The following is a 15,145-nucleotide window of genomic DNA, read 5'->3' on the forward strand; positions in this document are numbered from 1 at the left end:
CCCGGCGCTCAGTAGTGCCACGGCACGTCGGACCAGTCGGGGTCGCGCTTCTCGAGGAACGAGTCGCGCCCCTCGGCCGCTTCGTCGGTGCCGTACGCCAGGCGCGTGGCCTCGCCGGCGAAAAGCTGCTGCCCCACGAGGCCGTCGTCGACGGCGTTGAAGGCGTACTTGAGCATGCGGATCGCGGTGGGCGACTTCGTGAGGATCGTGCGTGCCATCGAGAGGGCTTCGCGCTCGAGCTCGGCGTGCGGCACGACGCGGTTGACCGCGCCCATCTCGTACGCGCGCTCGGCGGAGTACTCCTCGGCGAGGAAGAAGATCTCGCGGGCGAATTTCTGGCCGATCTGCCGCGCGAAGTAGGCCGAGCCGTAGCCGGCGTCGAACGAGCCGACATCGGCATCCGTCTGCTTGAAACGACCGTGCTCGGCGCTCGCGATCGACAGGTCGCACACGACGTTGAGCGAGTGTCCGCCGCCGGCCGCCCAGCCCGGGACGACGGCGATGACGACCTTCGGCATGAAGCGGATCAAGCGCTGCACCTCAAGGATGTGCAGGCGACCCGCTCGGCCCGGATCGTGCACCGTGGTCTCGTCGGTGGAGTACTTGTAGCCGTCGCGACCGCGGATGCGCTGGTCGCCACCGGAGCAGAACGCCCAGCCGCCGTCTTTCGGACTCGGACCGTTGCCGGTGAGCAGCACGACGCCGATGCGGTGGTCCTGCCGCGCAATGTCGAGGGCGCGGTACAGCTCGTCGACCGTGTGCGGGCGGAAGGCGTTGCGCACCTCGGGACGATCGAAGGCGATACGCGCGACCCGGCCGTCGTGCGTGACGTGGGCGGTGATGTCGGTGTAGTCCTCGGCGCCGGGCGCCAGGGTCCATTCCGCGGGGTCGAAGAGCTCGGAGACGGTCACCCGTTCAGCCTACGCGCGGGCCTTCGCGCACGGACGCGGCGGCCGACGGTGGACGTCGCCGCCGCACCGCCGTAGCCTGGACGACCCCGACGATCGGAGTCAGCATGACGAAGAAGGTGTCGATCCTGGGCCGCATCCGCGAGTACTTGCTTGGTGCGCCCTCACCTGACCAGTCCGAAGACGCGCGCCGCTCGATGAACCATCAGAGCGAGTCCGCGTACTACGCCGGCGAAGCCGCGAAGACCTGGACGGGCACGTCCGGCGGCGCGCAGTTTACGCCGTGAACGTATGCGGCGCCCCGAGGAGATCGGGGCGCCGCATGACTCACGCGTTCTTGCTGTCGCGCCAGCGCAGCCAGCGCTCGACGAGCGAGTAGTCCCACTCGGGGCCCGAGAAGCCGAGCGTGAAGAGGCGGGTGCCGGCGGCGAACAGCGCGTCGGCCACGTCTTCGTCGCGGTCCTTGAGCTCGTTCGAGACGACCAGGCCCGACAGGTCGCGCTCCTCGGTCTCTGCCCAGCGCTCGATGACCTCGAACTTGTGCGGCAGCTCGTCGGGAGTGACGAAGCTGTGCCAGATGTCGGCGTGACGCGCAACCATCCGCAGCGTCTTCTGCTCGCCCTTGCCGCCGATCATCACGGGGATCTTGCGGGTGGGTGCGGGGTTCAGCTTGCCCCAACGGTCGACGATGCGGTCGAGGTCGGCGGCGAGCGCGTTCAGACGCGAACCCGCGGTGCCGAAGTCGTAGCCGTACTCGTCGTAGTCGCGCTGGAACCAGCCCGACCCGGTGCCGAAGATGAAGCGGCCGGTGTCGCCGCCCTTCTTGCTGATGTGGTCGACGGTGCGGGCCATGTCGGCCTGCAGGTCGGCGTTTCGGTAGCTGTTGCAGTTGACGAGGGCGCCGAACTCGACGCGCTCGGTCTGCTCGGCCCAGGCCGACAGCATCGTCCACGCCTCGAAGTGCTCGCCGTCGGGGTCGCCGTAGAGCGGGAAGAAGTGGTCCCAGTTGAACAGGACGTCGACGCCCATCTCTTCGAGACGGAAGACGGCGTCGCGGATGTCGGAGTACTGCACGTGCTGCGGCTGGATCTGCACACCGAGCCGAACGGGGGTATCGAAGAGCATGGCGTCAGCCTATGCCCGCCCTCCGACACCGGGGCGGGTGGATTCGCCGCGCCGGGCACGTACCGTGGAGAGGCCAGACGATCGGAGTCACCATGACGAAGAAGATGTCGAAGCTCGCGCGAGTGCGCGATTACCTGTTCGGCCCGCGACGCACGCACGAGCAGTCGGAGGCCGCGAAGGAGTCGCTCGAGTCGACGCCCGACCTGTCCTCCTACACGGTCGAACGTCAGACGTTCTGGTTCGGCGGGTTCGGCGGCGGCGGACCGCGCTGAGCGGCAGGATGAGGGCATGAGCACCGTCGCCCTCCCCCCGCTCGCCGACGTCCTCGCGACGGCGCGGGTCGTCGCCCTTCCCCTGGCCGCGCGGTTCCGAGGAGTCGAGACGCGCGAAGCCCTCGTCTTCGAGGGTCCCGAGGGGTGGACGGAGTTCTCGCCTTTCGTCGAGTACGCCGACGCAGAGGCCGCGACCTGGCTGGCGGGGGCGATCGACTACGGATGGCGCGAGTCGCCGGCACCCGTTCGCGACGCGGTCGGGGTGAACGCCACGATGCCCGCCGTCGCGGCATCCGAGGTCGCGCGGATCCTCGCGAGGTTCGACGGATGCCGCACGGTCAAGGTCAAGGTCGCCGAGCCCGGTCAGCACCTCGCCGACGACGTGGCACGGGTGCGGGCGGTGCGCGAGGCGCTGGGCCCCGAGGGGCGCGTGCGGGTCGACGCGAACGCGGCGTGGACAGTCGACGAGGCCGAGCGCGCGGTGCACGCGCTCGCGGAGTTCGACCTCGAGTACGTGGAACAGCCGTGTGCCGAGGTCGATGCGCTCGCTCAGCTGCGCGAGCGCATCGCCTACCTCGACATCCCGATCGCCGCCGATGAGAGCGTGCGCAAGGCGGCCGACCCCCTGCGGGTCGCGCGGTCGGGGGCCGCCGACCTGCTGGTCATCAAGGCGCAGCCGCTGGGCGGAGTGCACGCCGCGCGCGAGATCGTGGCGCAGGCGGGCCTTCCGGTGGTCGTCTCGAGCGCCCTCGACACCTCGATCGGCCTGTCGATGGGGGTCGCGCTCGCGGCGTCGCTGCCCGAGCTCGACTACGACTGCGGTCTCGCGACCGCCTCACTCTTCACCGCCGACGTCGTGGCGTCTCCGTTGCGCGCCGCGGGCGGATTCCTGTCGCTCGAGCGACCGCGACCGACCGGCGCCGAGCTCGACCGGGTCGCCGCGGCCGACGATCGCCGCGACTGGTGGATCGAGCGCCTGCGTCGCTGCTACGCGCTGCTCGAGGTCACTCGAGGATGAGGCGCACGAGCTGTTCGAGCCGGGCGCCGAGGGCGGCGCGCGTGGCCGCGGGAGTCCGACGCGTCATCAGCGCCGTCTCGGCCGTCGACACCCACGCCGACAGCAGCAGCTCGGTCGCCGTCTCGGCCGACACCCGCAGCGACAGCCCGCGCACCTGCGCGATGTCGGTGACCAACTGTGTGACGCTCTCGCCCAGGGCACGGTTGAGGGCGAGGTAGGCCTCGGCGAACTCGGGGTTGCGCAGTGCCTGCACGCGGATCTCCGCGCCCAGCAGCACGTCGAGCCGGTCGTCGCCGGTCACTTCGAGCACCTGCTGCACGAGCTGCAACACCTCGCCCGTGGCATCCAGCCCCCGATCCTCGATCGAGGTGACCCGCTCGCGCACGGCGGCGACGGTGGTCTCGGCCGATCGGGCGCAGAGGGCGAGGAACAGCTCCTCCTTCGAGCCGAAGTTCGAGTAGAAGGCGCCGCGCGTGAATCCGGCGCGCTCGCAGATGGCCTCGACCGATGCGGCCTCGATGCCGATCTCGGCGAACATCTCGGCGGCGGCGTCCATCAAGCGCGTGCGCGTGTTCTCGCGACGGCGTGACGGCGCGGGGGCGGTGTCGGTCATCCGCGTCCTCCTGTTTCTGGGGGGAGATTCAGCTTCGAGCCCTCCCCCGCCGACTACGATACATTGATGTATCCGATACGGTGATGTATCGACCCGTTCACCGATCGTGGGAGCCGCCGTGTCGACATTCCTGTACACCCTGGGTCGCTGGTCGTTCCGCCACCCCTGGCGCGTGCTGAGCGCCTGGTTGCTCATCCTGGTGCTGGCCGGCGGCGGGGTCGCCCTGCTCGCGAAGGGCACGGACAACACCTTCACCATCCCCGGCACCGAGTCGCAGGCCGGCCTCGAGATGCTCGGACGCACCTTCCCCCAGGTCAGCGGCGCGAGCGCAGAGATCGTCGTCGTCTCGGCCGAGGGCGCGAAGGTGACCGACCCGGCGTATCAGAGCGCCATCCAGAAGACGACGGGCGACATCTCCGACCTCGACTTCATCGAAGCCGTCACCGACCCCTACGACTCCCAGATCTCGGGCGGCATCTCCGACGACGACCGCGCCGCGATCGTGCGCATCCAGTTCTCGGGCGAGGCCACGGCGGTCCCCCAGACCACCGAAGACGGACTGCGCGAGGCCGCCACCGCTCTCGGCGACGCCCTGCCGAGCGGCTCGCAGGCCGTGCTTGGCGGCCAGCTGTTCGCCACCGAGATCCCCGGCGCCTCGATCACGGAGGCGCTCGGTGTGGTCATCGCCGCCCTTGTGCTCATGGTGACGTTCCGCTCGTTCCTCGTGGCCGGGATGCCGCTGGCCACCGCGATCCTGGGCGTGGCGCTCTCGATCGGGCTCATCTTCGTCGCGACCGGCTTCGCGACGGTGTCGTCGACGACTCCGCTGCTGGCGGTGATGCTGGGCCTGGCGGTCGGCATCGACTACGCGCTGTTCATCGTCTCGCGACATCAAGACCAGACGCGGGCCGGCATGGACCCCGAGGAATCCACCGCCCGCGCGGTCGGTACCGCCGGCTCCGCGGTCGTCTTCGCCGGCATCACGGTGCTCATCGCCCTCATCGGCTTGGGCTTCGCCGGCATCCCGTTCCTCACCACGATGGGCATCGCCGCCTCGGTCGCCGTCGCGATCGCCGTGTGCGTCGGCCTCACCCTCACCCCCGCTTTCCTCGGCTTCGCCGGGCACCGCGTGGTCGGCTGGGGCTACAAGAGGCAGAAGAAGCGCTCCCGCACGGCCACCGCAGAAGATGACGCCGCGGACGCCGAAGAGGCCGCCGCCGAGAGCCTGCGCCGCGCCTCCACGGCGGCCGTCCGCGCCCAGCGCAACGGGCCCGCCAAGCGCTGGGTCGGCCTGGTCACCCGGCATCCGGTCATCACCACCGTCGCCGTCGTCGGCCTGCTGGGCGTCACCGCCATCCCGGCAGCGTCGCTCGCCCTTACCCTCCCCAACGCCGGACAGCTGCCGAAGGGCGACGAAGCGCGCGTCGCCTACGAGCTGACCGACGAGTACTTCGGCCCCGGCGCCAACGGCCCGCTCATCATGACCGGCACGATCGTCACCTCCGACGACCCGCTCACCCTGATGACGAACATCGGCGACGAGATCGCCAAGATCCCCGGCGTCGCCGAGGTGGCCCTCGCCACCCCGAACGCCACCGCCGACACCGGCATCGTGCAGATCGTGCCCGAGACCGCGCCCGACGACCCGCGCACCGCCGACCTCGTGCGCGAGCTGCGCGCGGCCGAGCCCCGCCTCTCCGACGAGTTCGGCGTGCACCTGCTCGTCACCGGCTACACCGCCGTCACGATCGACATCTCCGACCAGCTCGGAGCCGCCCTGCTGCCGTTCGGGCTGTTCGTGGTCGGTCTCTCGCTCGTGCTGCTGATGATCGTGTTCCGCTCGATCTGGGTGCCGCTGACCGCCGCCGGCGGATACCTGCTGTCGGTCGCCGCCTCGTTCGGCGTCGTCGCCGCGGTGTTCGAGTGGGGCTGGTTCGCCGACGCGCTGCACGTGGCCAAGGTCGGCCCCATCATCAGCTTCATGCCCATCGTCGTGATGGGCGTGCTGTTCGGCCTCGCGATGGACTACCAGGTGTTCCTCGTCTCGCGCATGCGCGAGGACTACGTGCACGCCAAGCGCGAGGGCCGCACGCCCCGCGAGGTGGCGCTCGGCGCCGTCCGCAGCGGTTTCGTGGGCTCGGCCCGCGTGGTCGTCGCCGCCGCCGTGATCATGTTCGCCGTCTTCGTCGCATTCGTGCCCGAGGGCGACTCGAGCCTCAAGCCCATCGCTCTGGGGCTCGCCGTCGGCGTCGCGGTCGACGCGTTCCTCGTGCGCATGACCCTTGTGCCTGCAATCCTCGCCCTGCTCGGCGCGAAGGCCTGGTGGATGCCGCGCTGGCTCGACCGGATCCTCCCCAAGCTCGACGTCGAGGGCGAGGCCGTCGAGCGCGAGGTGCACCTGACCGACTGGCCGTCGGGCCCCCCGGTCGCGGTCGCGGCCGAAGACCTGCAGACGGTCGTGTCGACGGATGCCGAGGAGCCGGTGTTCCGCGACGTCGCGGTACGGCTGCCGTACGGCGGCACCCTGCTGGTCACCGGCGAGACGCGCACCACCCGCACGCTGCTGCTGACCCTGGCCGGGCGTCTGTCGAAGATCGAGGGGCGCCTGCGCGTCGACGGGCTGCTCGTGCCCGAGCGAGCGGGAGCCGTGCGCGCCCGCGTCGGCGTCGCCCTTCTCGACGACCCCGCCACGGCGCGCTCCGACGTCGCCGAGGCCGTCGCCCGCGGAACCCGCATCGTCGTGATCTCCGACATCGACCGGCTCGACGACGACACCCGCGACGACGTCGCCGACGTGCTGCGGCTCGCCGCGACCGAGGCGCGCGAGCGCAGCGGCGACGACGACTCCCCGTTCACGCTCATCGTCTCGGCCCGCGACGAACGGCGGGCCCTCGCCCTGCTGTCCGCCGCCCAGCGGCCCGCCGTGACGTCGCTCCCCCTCGCGACGCCGCGCCGCCCCCGCCCCGAACCCGAAACCTTCGCCGATCTCTCCGAGGTGTTCGCATGACTCTCCCCGTCGAGCGCTCCCGCTCGCGCCGCCCCGTCACCTGGCTGACCCTCATCGGCGTGCTCCTGCTGCCCGCCGTGATCGGCGGCATCCTGATCGGCGCCCTGTACAACCCCACCGACCGCCTCGACAACATCACGGCCGCGATCGTCAACGACGACAAGGCCGTCGAGCTCAACGGCCAGCTGGTCCCCCTGGGGCGCCAGCTCACCGGCGGCCTGGTCAAGGGCGCCGACGACCAGCCGAGCAACATCGACTGGGTCATCTCGAACGACGACGACGCGGCCGCGGGCCTGGCCGACGGCACGTACACCGCCGTCGTCACGATCCCCGAGAATTTCACCGCCGCCTCGCTCTCGACCCGCCCCGGCGAGACGCCCGAGAAGGCGACCATCGGCGTGCAGACGGCGCCCGACGCCCGCGTGGTCGACGGCGCGATCACCGCTCAGCTGGCATCCACCGCCTCCTCCGTCTTCGGCAGCACGCTGTCGTCGCAGTACCTCAAGAACGTGTTCCTCGGCTTCACCAGCCTCAGCGACCAGCTCGGCACGGCCGCGAGCGGAGCGCACCAGCTCGCCGACGGCGCCTCGCAGGCCGCCACCGGCGCCGGGAGCCTGCGCGACGGCCTCGGCCAGCTCTCGAGCGGAGCCTCGCAGCTCTCCGACGGCGCCGGCCAGCTCGCCGCGGGCACCGGGCCCCTCGCCGACGGCGCCGGCCAGCTCGCCACGGGAGCCACCGCCCTCGCCGGCGGAACGCGCGACGCCGCAGCCGGTGTCGACAAGCTCGCGGGCGGGGCCGACGGCATCGCCGCGGGCAACCAGCAGCTCGCGACCCAGATCAACGGCCTCGCCGACCAGATCCCGCCCGGCTTCGCCGACGACGCCACCGCGCTGTCGAAGGCCGCGCCGCAGGTCAACCAGGCGCTCGTCGACGCCGCGGCTGCCCTGCAGAAGGCCGCCGACGAGTGCACCGGCACGCCCGAGCAGTGCCAGTCCCTGAGCACCGCCGCCGCCGAGGCGAAGAAGGCGCTCCCCCAGGCCACCGAAACGGTGACGAAGATCGGCGACCTCGCCGGTCAGGCGTCGCAGCTGCCCGCCGGCATCCGCGCGATCGCCGCCGCCAACCAGCAGCTCGCCGACGGAGCCACCGGCCTCGCCGGAGGAGCGCGCGAAGCAGCATCAGGCCTGAACACGATCGCGGGTGGCATCGACGGCCTCTCCGGCGGGGCGACGAAGATCGCCGACGGCACGCGACAGCTCGGGACCGGGGCGGCCGCCCTCAGCTCGGGCGCCGCGCAGGTGGCATCCGGGATCTCCGGCGCCGAGACCGGTGCCGCCCAGCTCACCGACGGCGTGAGCCAGGTCGCGACCGGAACGGGCTCGCTCGCCGACGGTCTCGACACGGCCGTCGCGCAGCTTCCGACGTACACCGACGCCCAGGCGACGAACCTCGCCGACGTCGTGGCCGACCCGGTCTCGGCGACCGGCACCAGCGACTCGCTGTTCGGCCTCGCGGCGGTGCCGCTGCTGGCCATGGCCGTGCTGTGGTTCGGCGGACTCGCCTCGTTCGTCGCCTTCCAGGCCGTGTCGGCGCGTGCGCTCACCAGCCGCCGCCCCTCCGCGCTCGTCGCCCTGCGCGGGTTCGCGCCCGCCGCGCTCGTCGGCGCGGTGCAGGGCCTGCTGGTTGCCGGCGTCGTGCAGATCGCGTCGAAGTACGACTGGGGCGACTGGGCGCTGTTCGCCCTGGTCTGCGTTGCCGCGGGCATCGCGTTCGCCGCCGTGCACCAGGCTCTCGTCGCCCTCTTCGGCGGAGCCGGACGCTGGATCGCCGCCGTCATCGGCTCCCTCGCACTCGGGGCGAGCATCGTCTCGACCGTGCCGCCGGCCTTGGCCGCCGCCGCGTCGCTCCTGCCCACCGCCCCCGCCTACGACGCGATGCTCGGCGCCCTGTCGTCGTCGGGCGGCGTCGCCGCGGGCGTGGCCGGATTCGTGGTGTGGGCCGTGCTGTCGCTGCTGGTCACCACGCTGGTGGTGGTGCGCCGCCGCACGACGACGACCCGCGCCGCCGCCCAGCCCGCCTGACGCGGGCCGGCGCGGGGCCCACACCCCTGTTGAGTGTCCAAAACACCCGGACGGTTTCGAGATTCGTCCGGGTGTTTTGGACACTCACGGGTGGGCGCGCGCGTTCCCTGAGCCGGGCGCCCGCGGCAGCGGCGCGGTGACGGCCGGCGACGCCCGCTCTCCACAGTGCGCCTTTCGAGCGCCTCATCCCCCGATGTCCGGCTCCTTGTAACGGGAGCCGCCCACGTTCGATGGGGTGAACGGGTGCAGCGACGGCAGCTCCCCTCCGACCTCGGTCACGCGTTCTCCGTTCGAGAAGCGAAAGGGATGGGCGTACCGCGAGACCGCCTGCAAGCCCTCGATCTTCAGGCGCCGTTCCACGGGGTTCGCACCACGAACACCGCTGAACCGCACTCCCTCTCTGTCGTCGAACGGTGCCAGGCATACGCACCCCGCCTCAGTGCCGCTCAGTACTTCAGCCATGCCACGGCAGCTGTGCTGTGGGGTCTTCCGCTCCCCCACCGGCATCCGGTGACCCTCCATGTCTCGGCCTTCGCCCCCGCTCGTGAGTCACGGACGCGCGGCATCACCGGCCACCGAAGCAGTATTCCGCTCGATCAGCTCACGATGTGCCAAGGGCTCCCCGTCTCCAGCCCGGCCGAGACCTGGGCGGACCTCGCGAGCTCGCTTCGGAGCGAACATCTCGTGGTTCTCGGCGACGCCATTCTGGGGCGCCGGCTCGCGGATCGAGAGGATCTCGCCGCCGCTGCGGCGCGACTGCGTCGACGCGGGGCGACGGAGCTGGCGGCCGCACTTCCCCTCGTCCGCGCCGGTGCCGAGTCGCCGCGAGAATCCCTCGTCCGCCTCGTGCTTCTCGAGGCGGGACTGCCGGAGCCCGAACTCAACTGGGTCCTGCGCGATGAGTCGGACCGATTCATCGCGCGGCTCGACATGGCGTATCCGGACTACCGTGTCGCGGTCGAGTACGACGGTCGACAGCACGCGGAACGCGACCAATTCCGCCGCGATGCCGATCGATGGCCGGCGATCGCCGCGCAGGGGTGGCAGTTGATCCGTGTCGTGGACCATCATCTCGAGGCCCCTCTGCGCCATATCGTGGCACCCGTTCGTCGGGCGCTGGAGTCGGCGGGCTGGCCCCGCGCTTCGGAACCCCGTTGAGTGTCCAAAACACCCGGACGAATTTCACAACCGTCCGGGTGTTTTGGACACTCAACAGTCGGGCGGCCCGGCGGGACATACACGGGCGCGGGACCGCCCGTCACACGCCCCACCCGTCCAGGCACCACCCCGCACCCGCGCGACACCCCGCACACGCGCAACACCCTGCACACGCGAGACGACGCCCCGCACACGCGAAAGGGCCCGCCCGGCGCGATGCCGGACGGGCCCTCGAGCACGAAGGCCGCGCGTCAGGTCGTGAGGCCGCTGTACGCGTGCAGGCCCTTGAAGAAGACGTTGACGATCGTGAAGTTGAACAGCACCGCGGTGAAGCCGATGATCGACAGCCAGGCAGAGCGCGTGCCGCGCCAGCCGCGGGTCGCGCGGGCGTGGATGTATCCGGCGTAGAGAACCCAGATGACGAAGGTCCAGACTTCCTTGGTGTCGAAGCCCCAGAAGCGGCCCCACGCGTCGTTGGCCCAGATGGATCCGGCGATGAGCGTGAAGGTCCAGAAGATGAACCCGACGATCGCGAAGCGGTAGGCCAGCGACTCGAGCGCCTCGGCGTTCGGGACGGTGCGCAGGAAGCTGCGCTTCGGCTCGGCATCCACGGGAGCGTCGACGAGCTTGCGCTCCCGACGGGTCTGGATGAGCTGCACGACAGACAACCCGAACGCGAGGGCGAACAGGGCGGTCGCGAGGCTCGCGACGAACACGTGCACGACGAGCCACACCGACTTCAGCGGGTCGGCGAGGGGCACGACCTCGACGTGGAACGCCAGCGTCGCCCCACCCAGCAGCAGCACCGCGAGTCCGGTCATCAGCGATCCGAGGAAGCGCAGGTCGTAGCGGGTCAGCACGGCCAGGTACACCGCGATGATCAGCAGCAGGCCCGTCATGGCGAACTCGTACATGTTCGACCACGGAACGCGCTCGGCGGCGATGCCGCGCAGAACGGTCGCGACCAGGTGGAACACGAAGCCGAGCGCCGTCAGCACGGTGCCCAGGCGCGCCCAGAGGTACCGCGGCTTCGACGGAGCGGGGGCGGATGCCGACGACCCGGTCGATGCGGAGATGACTCCCCCGCCGCCCGCGGTCACGAGCTCGCGGGCCACGACCTCGTCTTTCGCCTTCAGCGCGAGGTCGCTGCGCCGGGCGAGGTCGATGGCGTAGGCGATGAACGCCAGCACGTAGATGGTGACCGCCGTCCACACCAAGAGGAGGGAGATCTCATCGAGGAGAAGCGGGTCGGTTCCGGTCATGGTCTCAGTCTACTTTTCCGGTGTCGGGGTGGGTCGAGGAAAGGACGGCGCCGTGCTTCTCGGCGAGCTGGTCGACGGCAGCGGCCAACGTCGGGTCTTCGCCGCGCGCGAGGCCGGCGTACTCGACGAGCACGGTGTCGCCCTGCGGGGTCGCCTTGACCCACATGCGCCGGCGCGGCACGAACAGCGCCGCGAGCAGTCCGAACAGCGCGAGCAGCGCGAAGCCGAGCACCCAGGGACCGGCCAGGTCGCGGTGGATCGACAGCGAGGCGAAGCGCTTGACCGACTGCTCGTAGCCCGCGGCGCCCGCAGGGGCCTCGTTCTCGAACGTGATGGTGCCGAGGCCGTTCGGCAGGTCTTCGGTCTGGCCGGGCATGAGCTGCAGCGCCGGGGTGCCGCTGTCGCCGCCGGCGATCTGCGTCATCTTGGAGGGGTCGAGGGTGTACACCGAGCGCGGGGTGCCGTCGTCGATGCCGAGGTCACCCTCGTAGACGCGCAGCGTCAGCGTCGGATACTCGAGGCCGCCGTAGGTCGAGGTGAGCGCTCCGGAATCGAGCACGTCCATCGTCGGGTAGAAGAACCCGAGCAGACCGAGCTGCTGCGGCAGGCCGTCGGCGACCTTGATGACGCCGAGCGAGGTCATGTTGGCGTCCTGCGGCAGAAACGCGATCGAGTCGTGGAAGACCTCTTTGCCATCGGCGTCGCGGATGGTCACGGTCGGCGCGTAGCCGTTGCCGAGCAGGTAGACGCGGTCGCCCTGCACGTCGAGCGGGTGGTTGACGCGCACCTCGCCGTCCTGCGGGTCCTGGCCGGGAGCCTGGGTGGTCACGTGGGCGATGAAGTCGCCGGCCTGGCCCGACCCCGGCTGGCCGGGCGGCACGTAGCTGACGTCGAACTTGTCGAGCGTGATCGAGTAGGGCGTCAGGGTGTCGCCGCCGACGAAGCGGCCCGGGTTGAACGAGGAGTAGTCGAGCAGGCTGTTGGCGAACGCCTGCCCCTCGACGAGCACGCGCTGGCCCGTGTAGGTGAAGCCGCCGCCGACGCCGACGGCCACGAGCACTCCCACGAGCGCGGCGTGGAAGACGAGGTTTCCGGTCTCCCGCAGGTATCCGCGCTCGGCCGACACCGAGAAGGTGCCCCGACCGTCGTAGCGCGCGACGCGGTAGCCGCTCTTGCGCAGCTGCGTGGCGGCGCTCTCGACGGCGGCTGCCGCCGCGGCATCCGCGTCGCCCTCCACGGCGAAAGAACGCTCACGGTGGTCGTCGAGGCGCGACAGGCGGGCGGGCGTGCGCGGGGGCTGCGAGCGCAGCGCCTTCCAGTGGTGCTTGGTGCGCGGCAGCACGCAGCCGATCAGCGAGACGAACAGCAGCAGGTAGATGGCCGAGAACCACGGCGAGCTGTACACGTCGAAGAGGCTGAGCTTGTCGAGCACCGGCGCGAGGTCGGGGTTGTCGGTGAAGTACTGCGTGACGCCGTTCGGGTCGGCGGTGCGCTGCGGCACGAGCGAGCCTGGGACGGCGGCGATCGCGAGCAGGAGCAGCAGCACGAGCGCGGTGCGCATGCTCGTCAGCTGTCGCCACCCCCAGCGCAGCCATCCGACGCCACCGAGGCGCGGCTGGGTGATTTCCTGGCCGTCGCCGTCGGCGTGGTCGGACGGACGCAGCGGGTCGGTCATGGTGTTGTTCCCTCGATCAGAGCGGGAGCTGGACAGGGCCGATCACCCCCTGCAACACGGACATCCACTGGCCCCAGAGGCCGGTCACCATGAGCAGACCGAGCACGATCAGCAGCGATCCGCCGATCAGGTTGACGACACGGATGTGCCTGCGGACGAACGACACCGACCTCGTCGCCCACCCGAGGCCGAGGGCCAGGAGGACGAACGGGATGCCGAGACCCAGCGAGTACGCGAGGCCGAGCAGCGCCGCGCGCCCGGGGTCGCCGAGGTTGTACGACACCGACAGGATCGCGGTCAGCGTCGGGCCGATGCAGGGCGTCCACCCGATACCGAGCGCGATGCCCAGCAGCGGGGCGCCGATCAGGCCGAGGTTCGCGCGCGACTGCATGCGCACCGACCTCTGCGCGAGGCCGAACAGGCCGATGAACACGAGCCCCATGAGGATGATGACGACGCCCATCACGCGCGTGATGATGTCGGCGTACTCGATGAAGAAGCGTCCGAGCGTGCCGCCCAGCACGTTGATGGCCATGAAGACGACGGTGAAGCCGGCGATGAACAGCAGGGTTCCGCCGAGCAGTCGCCCGCGCCCGGGGGCGGATGCCGAAGACCCGCGCGGCGCGACGGCACCGCCGATGTAGCCGAGGTAGCCCGGCACGAGCGGCAGCACGCAGGGGGACAGGAACGAGATGAGACCCGCGGCGAGCGCGATGGGCACGGCCACCCAGAGGGCCCCGTCGAAGACCAGGGCGCCCGGGTTCACGCGTTCTCCGCGACCAGTGTGCGCACGATCGCCTCGAGGATCGAGGCCTCGGGCAGTTCGCCGACGATGCGCGCGGCGACGCGGCCCTGCTTGTCGAGCACGAGGGTCGTGGGGGTGGCGTTCAGCGGGGTCGCCTCGTTGAACGCGAGCTTGAGCTGGGCGTCGCCGACGGCCATGGCGCTCGAGTACGACACTCCGTGATCGCGCGCGAACGACAGCGCGGTGGCGGGCTGGTCGTAGGTGTTGATGCCGAGGAACGACACGTCCTGACCCTGGAACGTCTGGTAGGCCTGCTCGAGGCGCGGGGCCTCGATGATGCACGGGCCGCACGTGGCGTACCAGAAGTTGACCACGAGCACCTTGCCGGCGAAGTCGGAGCTCGACACCGCGGACCCGTTGTCGAGGGTCCCCTCGAACGCGATCGGGTCGGTGCGGTTCTCGGGCGCGATCTCCGTGGTCTGGAACCCGTTGGCGGCGATGTAGCCCTTGTTGTCGCCCGCGCGATACTGGTCGGCCAGCGGGTCGGCGGTGCAGGCGGACAGCCCCACGATCAGGGCCGCCGCGGCGGCGAGGGCTCCGGCGGCGGTCAGGATTCGGCGCATCAAACGGCTCCTACGTCGACGGCTCCGGCCGTGGCGGCCGGCTCGGCGTACGCCACCTCGACCCAGCGCGCCGAGCCGTCGGCGCCGTCTCGCCGTTCGAAGCTCGTCACGCTCGACAGCGCGCAGCGGCGCTTGCGGGGGTCGTGGCGGGTGGGCTGGTGGGACAGGGCGAGGTGCGTGACCCAGATGGGCAGCTGGTGCGAGACCACGACGACGTCACCGCCGTCGACGCGCTCCCACGCGTCGGCCATGGCGGCGGTCATGCGCGCCACGATGTTGTCGTAGGGCTCACCCCAGCTCGGCACGGCGGGGCGGCTCAGGTGCCGCCAGTTGAGCGGGTTCGCGAGCGCCTGTTTCATGCGGCGCCCCTCGAACACGTTCGTGGGCTCGATGACCCGGTCGTCGATGAAGGGCTCGATGCCGAACAGCTCGACGAAGGGGGCCGCCGACTCGCGGGTGCGCTGCAGGGGCGAGACGACGAGTGCCGACACGGGCCGCTCGAGGCCGTGCACGTAGTCCGCGGCCTGGCGGGCCATGCGGCGTCCGTCGACGCTCAGGCCGAAGCCGGGGAGCCGACCGTAGAGCACGCGACGGGGGTTGTGAACCTCTCCGTGGCGCACGAGATGGAGGCGGTCGGCGGGCACGACCCCAGTCTACG

General features: G+C 71.0%; 15 protein-coding genes. 6 read left to right on the forward strand and 9 right to left on the reverse strand.

The genetic code is table 11. The features are described from left to right. Positions 1 to 8: 8 nt before the first annotated feature. Positions 9 to 911, reverse strand: coding sequence for a 1,4-dihydroxy-2-naphthoyl-CoA synthase (locus M3667_RS12305; protein ID WP_144832470.1), 903 nt, complete (start codon positions 909 to 911; stop codon positions 9 to 11). 104 nt (positions 912 to 1,015) lie between these two features. On the opposite strand from M3667_RS12305, the gene M3667_RS12310 reads away from it, so the two are divergent. Continuing rightward, on the forward strand, positions 1,016 to 1,195 hold the full coding sequence (locus M3667_RS12310; RefSeq protein WP_251508384.1) for a hypothetical protein: 180 nt from the start codon (positions 1,016 to 1,018) through the stop codon (positions 1,193 to 1,195). A gap of 40 nt (positions 1,196 to 1,235) precedes the next feature. Here the strand turns inward: M3667_RS12310 and M3667_RS12315 are convergent, their stop codons facing one another. Continuing rightward, a complete protein-coding gene (locus tag M3667_RS12315; protein ID WP_251508385.1) occupies positions 1,236 to 2,033 on the reverse strand; it encodes an LLM class F420-dependent oxidoreductase in 798 nt (265 codons plus the stop codon). A 92-nt stretch (positions 2,034 to 2,125) separates the two neighbouring features. On the opposite strand from M3667_RS12315, the gene M3667_RS12320 reads away from it, so the two are divergent. Both M3667_RS12320 and M3667_RS12325 read left to right on the forward strand, forming a co-directional pair. Further along, positions 2,126 to 2,305: a hypothetical protein gene (locus tag M3667_RS12320; RefSeq protein WP_251508386.1), complete on the forward strand. Its 180-nt coding sequence runs from the start codon at positions 2,126 to 2,128 to the stop codon at positions 2,303 to 2,305. Between the two features lie 16 nt (positions 2,306 to 2,321). Then, positions 2,322 to 3,323, forward strand: coding sequence for an o-succinylbenzoate synthase (locus M3667_RS12325; protein WP_251508387.1), 1,002 nt, complete (start codon positions 2,322 to 2,324; stop codon positions 3,321 to 3,323). Here M3667_RS12325 and M3667_RS12330 read toward each other — a convergent pair. Next, a complete protein-coding gene (locus tag M3667_RS12330) occupies positions 3,310 to 3,936 on the reverse strand; it encodes a TetR/AcrR family transcriptional regulator (RefSeq protein ID WP_251508388.1) in 627 nt (208 codons plus the stop codon). The two genes, M3667_RS12325 and M3667_RS12330, sit on opposite strands and share 14 nt — an antisense overlap. Positions 3,937 to 4,054: 118 nt before the next feature. On the opposite strand from M3667_RS12330, the gene M3667_RS12335 reads away from it, so the two are divergent. Together M3667_RS12335 and M3667_RS12340 are read left to right on the forward strand one after the other, a co-directional pair. Next, positions 4,055 to 6,943, forward strand: coding sequence for an MMPL family transporter (locus M3667_RS12335; protein ID WP_251508389.1), 2,889 nt, complete (start codon positions 4,055 to 4,057; stop codon positions 6,941 to 6,943). After that, positions 6,940 to 9,024, forward strand: a complete 2,085-nt coding sequence (locus M3667_RS12340) for a YhgE/Pip domain-containing protein (RefSeq protein ID WP_251508390.1) — start codon at positions 6,940 to 6,942, stop codon at positions 9,022 to 9,024. Before M3667_RS12335 ends, M3667_RS12340 begins: the two co-directional genes overlap by 4 nt. A 183-nt stretch (positions 9,025 to 9,207) precedes the next feature. Here M3667_RS12340 and M3667_RS12345 read toward each other — a convergent pair whose 3' ends face one another. After that, the gene (locus M3667_RS12345) at positions 9,208 to 9,486 is read right to left on the reverse strand and encodes a hypothetical protein (protein WP_251508392.1); all 279 of its coding nucleotides are present in this window, start codon (positions 9,484 to 9,486) and stop codon (positions 9,208 to 9,210) included. A gap of 468 nt (positions 9,487 to 9,954) precedes the next feature. Here M3667_RS12345 and M3667_RS17135 point away from each other — a divergent pair, with 468 nt between their 5' ends. Next, complete coding sequence (locus M3667_RS17135; protein WP_368859153.1) at positions 9,955 to 10,182, forward strand: DUF559 domain-containing protein; 228 nt, start codon at positions 9,955 to 9,957, stop codon at positions 10,180 to 10,182. A gap of 251 nt (positions 10,183 to 10,433) precedes the next feature. Here M3667_RS17135 and ccsB read toward each other — a convergent pair whose 3' ends face one another. The 5 genes from ccsB to M3667_RS12375 are packed head-to-tail and all read right to left on the reverse strand — an operon-like array spanning position 10,434 to position 15,131. Beyond that, positions 10,434 to 11,444: a c-type cytochrome biogenesis protein CcsB gene (gene ccsB / locus M3667_RS12355; protein WP_251508394.1), complete on the reverse strand. Its 1,011-nt coding sequence runs from the start codon at positions 11,442 to 11,444 to the stop codon at positions 10,434 to 10,436. Between the two features lie 4 nt (positions 11,445 to 11,448). Beyond that, the gene (locus M3667_RS12360) at positions 11,449 to 13,119 is read right to left on the reverse strand and encodes a cytochrome c biogenesis protein ResB (RefSeq protein WP_251508395.1); all 1,671 of its coding nucleotides are present in this window, start codon (positions 13,117 to 13,119) and stop codon (positions 11,449 to 11,451) included. Positions 13,120 to 13,135: 16 nt separating this feature from the next. After that, the gene (locus M3667_RS12365; RefSeq protein WP_251508396.1) at positions 13,136 to 13,885 is read right to left on the reverse strand and encodes a cytochrome c biogenesis protein CcdA; all 750 of its coding nucleotides are present in this window, start codon (positions 13,883 to 13,885) and stop codon (positions 13,136 to 13,138) included. Beyond that, positions 13,882 to 14,487, reverse strand: coding sequence for a TlpA disulfide reductase family protein (locus tag M3667_RS12370; protein ID WP_251508397.1), 606 nt, complete (start codon positions 14,485 to 14,487; stop codon positions 13,882 to 13,884). Before M3667_RS12370 ends, M3667_RS12365 begins: the two co-directional genes overlap by 4 nt. Then, positions 14,487 to 15,131, reverse strand: coding sequence for a histidine phosphatase family protein (locus M3667_RS12375; RefSeq protein WP_251508398.1), 645 nt, complete (start codon positions 15,129 to 15,131; stop codon positions 14,487 to 14,489). Before M3667_RS12375 ends, M3667_RS12370 begins: the two co-directional genes overlap by 1 nt. Positions 15,132 to 15,145 lie beyond the last annotated feature (14 nt).

This window comes from Microbacterium sp. P26 (assembly GCF_023712585.1).
Classification (GTDB): domain Bacteria; phylum Actinomycetota; class Actinomycetes; order Actinomycetales; family Microbacteriaceae; genus Microbacterium; species Microbacterium algihabitans_A.

Bases quoted from the DNA above. Each gene is read 5' to 3' on its own strand.
- M3667_RS12310 (WP_251508384.1), top strand. From the start codon at position 1,016: ATGACGAAGAAGGTGTCGATCCTGGGCCGCATCCGCGAGTACTTGCTT.
- M3667_RS12315 (WP_251508385.1), bottom strand. From the start codon at position 2,033: ATGCTCTTCGATACCCCCGTTCGGCTCGGTGTGCAGATCCAGCCGCAG.
- M3667_RS12320 (WP_251508386.1), top strand. From the start codon at position 2,126: ATGACGAAGAAGATGTCGAAGCTCGCGCGAGTGCGCGATTACCTGTTC.
- M3667_RS12325 (WP_251508387.1), top strand. From the start codon at position 2,322: ATGAGCACCGTCGCCCTCCCCCCGCTCGCCGACGTCCTCGCGACGGCG.
- M3667_RS12330 (WP_251508388.1), bottom strand. From the start codon at position 3,936: ATGACCGACACCGCCCCCGCGCCGTCACGCCGTCGCGAGAACACGCGC.
- M3667_RS12340 (WP_251508390.1), top strand. From the start codon at position 6,940: ATGACTCTCCCCGTCGAGCGCTCCCGCTCGCGCCGCCCCGTCACCTGG.
- M3667_RS12345 (WP_251508392.1), bottom strand. From the start codon at position 9,486: ATGGCTGAAGTACTGAGCGGCACTGAGGCGGGGTGCGTATGCCTGGCA.
- M3667_RS17135 (WP_368859153.1), top strand. From the start codon at position 9,955: ATGGCGTATCCGGACTACCGTGTCGCGGTCGAGTACGACGGTCGACAG.
- ccsB (WP_251508394.1), bottom strand. From the start codon at position 11,444: ATGACCGGAACCGACCCGCTTCTCCTCGATGAGATCTCCCTCCTCTTG.
- M3667_RS12360 (WP_251508395.1), bottom strand. From the start codon at position 13,119: ATGACCGACCCGCTGCGTCCGTCCGACCACGCCGACGGCGACGGCCAG.
- M3667_RS12370 (WP_251508397.1), bottom strand. From the start codon at position 14,487: ATGCGCCGAATCCTGACCGCCGCCGGAGCCCTCGCCGCCGCGGCGGCC.